Genomic DNA, 3,967 nt, shown 5'->3' with positions numbered 1-3,967 from the left:
CGTGATCACCTTCACCACCTCGCCGATCTCCTCGCTCGACGCGCCCAGCTCGTCCATCATCCGCACCGTCTGCTCGGCGCGGCGGCTCGCCTCACCGGCCACGCGGAGGGCCTCCTGCAGCTGACGGCTGATCTCGCGGATGCTGCCGGACATCTCCTCGGCGGCCACCGCCACCGTCTGCACGTTGACGCCCGCCTGCTCGCTCGCGGCCGAAACCGCCTGCGACTGCCGGCTGGTTTCCTCCGCCGCGGAAGAGAGCGAGTGGCTGGCCGTGCGGATCTGGTCCGACGTGGACGCCACCGTGCCGCTCGCCGCGCGGATGCGGGCCAGGGCCTCGCGCACGCTGGCCGCCATGCGGTTCACGCTGTCCTTGATGACGGCGTGGTCGCCCTGGTACGCACCCTCCACGCGCGCCGTGAAGTCGCCGTCCGCCAGGCGCCGCAGCACCGCCGACGCCTCGTCCACGGGGGCGATGGCGGCGTCCAGCGTGCCGTTGATCCCCTGCACCAGCTCGCGAAAGCTGCCCGCGAAGCGGTCCGCCCGGCCGCGGCGGGAAAGCTCGCCGGCACGCGCGGCATCGGCCAGGGCACCCGTCTCGACGCTCAGGTCGCGCACGGTGGACTGCAGCCGCACGAACGCGTTGCCCAGCCGGTCGCGCTCGCCGCGCGGCCGCACGTCGCGCGACAGGTCGCCCGCCGCCAGCCGCTCCGCGCCGTCCGCCAGCGCCCGCTGCGAATCGACGATGGCGCGGAACGCATCCGCCAGCGCGCCGATCTCGTCTTCGGAGCGGTGCTCCACCTGGCCGGAGACGTCGCCCGCGGCCACGTCCAGCGCCACGCCCGACAGGGTGCGCAGGGGCGCCGTGAGCCGCCGGACGAGCACCACCAGCACGCCGCCCACCAGCAGCAGCGTCAGCACGCCCAGCCCCAGCGTGAACGCCTGCAGCGCCCGCGCGCGGGCCAGCACCTTCGCGCGCGGCACGGTGATGGCCAGCGACCACGTGATCCCCGTCTCGGCCAGGGGCACGGGGACGAGCACGCGCAGGGCCTCCTCGCCCAGGGCGCGCGACGGGCCCGTCTGCAGCAGCGCCGTGCCGCCCGCGACGGCCGTGCGCGCCTCGTCGTCCAGGCCGGCCTGGCGCATGTCCTTGCCCAGCAGCGCCGTGTCGGGATCGGCCACGATGCTGCCGTTGCCGGCGATGAGCGTGGCAAAGCCCGTCTCGTACGGGTGGATCCTGCCCAGCGACCCCTGGACGGAGGCCAGCGCCAGGTCCACGCCCGCCATGCCCACGAAGCGGCCGTTGCGGGTGATGGGCACCGTGAGCGACGTCATGGTCACCTGCTTGCCGCCCACGGCGTACGGGTACGGGTCGAGGACCGTCTCCCTGCCCCGCTGGCGCGTGACCACGTAGTAGTCGCCCGCGCCGGGCGTCTCGTAGTCCACCAGCACCTCGCGGGCGATCTGGCCGCCGCCGCGGTGCACGTACGGCACGTAGCGCCCCGTGGCGTCGTGGCCCGCCGTGCCCGCGTGCTCGGCGTCGGCCCCGTCAAAGGCGTTGGGCTCCCACCCCGTCCAGATGCCCAGGATGCCCGGGTTCCCGGCCAGCAGGGAGTGCAGCAGGGCGTCGGTGCCGGAGCGCGTGCGGGCCTGCGGGCCGGCGTCCAGCGCCTGGGCCAGCGAACGGGCCACGGTCAGCGGGTTCTCCAGCTCGCGGCGCACCTCGTTGGCGTAGCGCTCGGCCATCTCGCGGGCGGCGTCGGCGGCCTGGTCCTCGGCCAGCCGCGTCGTGCGCGACGACACCACGCCCACCAGCACGGCCAGCGCCAGGGCCGTCACGGCGCAGACGGGAAGGAGGATGCGCCCGGAGAGCGTGCCCCGGGCCCCGGCGCGGACGCGGGTGAAGATGCTGCTCATCGCAAACAGGAAGGGTTGAGGGATGCGGCGGATGGGGTGAGCCGGGCTCACCAGGGTCGCGTACCGGGAGTATCGTCCGGCGGGCGGCGGGCTTGAGAGGGGGTGAAGCGCGCGGGGCGCACGGCCGATACCCAGGCGTGCGGCCGAATGCCGGCCGCCCCTTCCCCGTTCCCCATCCCGGAGCACTCCCTGATGAAACGCACCCTCCTGGCCTCCGCGCTGGCGGCCGCCGCGCCCCTTCACGCGCAGGCCGGCCTGGCCGTGGACGCCTCCGCCGCGTCGGGCTACGTGACGCGCGGCCTGAGCCTGACCAGCCGTCCCGTGGCCCAGGCCGGCGCCACGCTCACCGTCCCCGTTCGCCGCGTGACCCTGAGCGCGGGCGCGTGGAGCAACCTCGAGGCGGCCCCCTACGACGGCGACGTGAGCATGACGGCCGGCGAGCACGGCCCCAACCTCACGGAGCTGGACCTGTGGGCCGATGCCTCGGCCACCCTTGGCGGGGTGAGCGCCACGGCGGGCGTGCTGCGGCTCACGTATCCCAACGAGCAGGTGTTCACGCCCGCGTTCAACACCACGGAGGTGTACGCGCGCCTGGCGCTGCCCAACGCGCCGCTGGCCCCGCGCCTGTCGGTGAACTACGACGTGCAAAAGGTGCGGGGCGCGTACGTGGAGGCGGGCGGCGCGTACGCCACCCGGGCGGCGGGGCTGCCCGTGTCGGTGGGCGCCGTGGCGGCGTTCAGCTACGGACAGGCGCTGCGCGAGGGCTCGGACGAGGGCTACTACTACGCGGACGAGGGGCTCACGCACGTGGACGTGTCGGTGTCGACCGCGTTCCAGGCGGGCGCCCTGCGGTTGTCGCCCGTGGCGCACGTGCTGCTGGCCCGCGACGAGCTGGCCCGCGTGGTGGGCCCGGACGCGTCACGCGGCGCCAAGGCGTGGATCGGGGTCACCGCCAGCTGGAGCGGCGCCCTGCAGCGCTGAGGCTTGAACTGCTTTCTCACGCAGAGGGAGCAGGGGCAGCAGAGGTGGTTCAACGAGAAGGCCGGCCCCGTGCACCGGGACCGGCCTTCTCGTTTCGCCAGCATCTACTGCATTCTCACGCAGAGCCGCAGAGGCGCAGAGTACTTCATCGCGAGATGAAACCCTCTGCTGCCCCTGCTCCCTCTGCGTGAAAATTCCGTTGCTTTAGATGCGGAACGCGCCCACCAGGCTCTCCAGCTCCGTCGCCACGCCCGCCAGCTGGTCGCTCGCGCTGAGGGACTGCGCCGCGCCGCCCGCCGTCTGCGTCGCCGCCGCGCTCACGCTGACGATGCTGCGGCTCACTTCCTCGGTGCCCTTCGCCGCCTGGTTCACGTTGCGCGCGATCTCGCCCGTGGCCGCGCTCTGCTCCTCCACGGCGCCGGCGATGGTCGTGGAGACGTCGTTGATCTGCTGGATGATCTTGTTGATCTCGCTGATCCCGCCCACCGCCACGCCCGTGTTGTCCTGCACCCCGCGGATCTTCTGCGCGATCTCCTCCGTCGCCCTGGCCGTCTGAGAGGCGAGCTGCTTCACCTCGTTGGCGACGACCGCGAAGCCCTTGCCCGCCTCGCCGGCGCGCGCGGCCTCGATGGTGGCGTTGAGCGCGAGCAGGTTGGTCTGCTGGGCGATGGACGTGATCACCTTCACCACCTCGCCGATCTCCTCGCTCGACGCGCCCAGCTCGTCCATCATCCGCACCGTCTGCTCCGCGCGGCGGCTCGCTTCGCCGGCGACACGCAGCGCTTCCTGGAGCTGGCGGCTGATCTCGCGGATGCTGCCCGACATCTCCTCCGCCGCCACGGCCACCGTCTGCACGTTCACACCGGCCTGCTCGCTCGCGGCGCCCACAGCCTGCGACTGGCGGCTCGTCTCCTCCGCGGCGGACGACAGCGCGTGGCTCGCGTTGCGGATCTGCGTGCTGCTGGCCGCCACCGTCCCCGACGCGGAGCGGATGCGCGTCAGCGTGTCGCGCATGCTCTCGATGGTGCGGTTCATCGCCTCCTTGTTGCGCAGGAAGTCGCCGCGGTACTCG

3 protein-coding genes are annotated in these 3,967 nt (G+C 73.3%); 1 reads left to right on the top strand and 2 read right to left on the bottom strand.

The window, feature by feature from the left end:
- The coding region (locus VFZ20_RS32060) for a methyl-accepting chemotaxis protein (protein ID WP_329688057.1) at positions 1-1,914 on the bottom strand (1,914 nt) is incomplete at its 3' end.
- A 192-nt stretch (positions 1,915-2,106) separates the two neighbouring features.
- Between VFZ20_RS32060 and VFZ20_RS32055 the strand changes: the two genes are divergently transcribed.
- Complete coding sequence (locus VFZ20_RS32055; RefSeq protein WP_329688056.1) at positions 2,107-2,895, top strand: TorF family putative porin; 789 nt, start codon at positions 2,107-2,109, stop codon at positions 2,893-2,895.
- Positions 2,896-3,099: 204 nt separating this feature from the next.
- Here the strand turns inward: VFZ20_RS32055 and VFZ20_RS32050 are convergent.
- A partial coding sequence (locus VFZ20_RS32050) for a methyl-accepting chemotaxis protein (RefSeq protein ID WP_329688055.1) occupies positions 3,100-3,967 on the bottom strand: 868 nt, incomplete at its 5' end.

The organism is Longimicrobium sp., from assembly GCF_036280135.1.
Lineage (GTDB): Bacteria > Gemmatimonadota > Gemmatimonadetes > Longimicrobiales > Longimicrobiaceae > Longimicrobium.
This window is presented reverse-complemented; position numbering and strand designations above follow the sequence as displayed.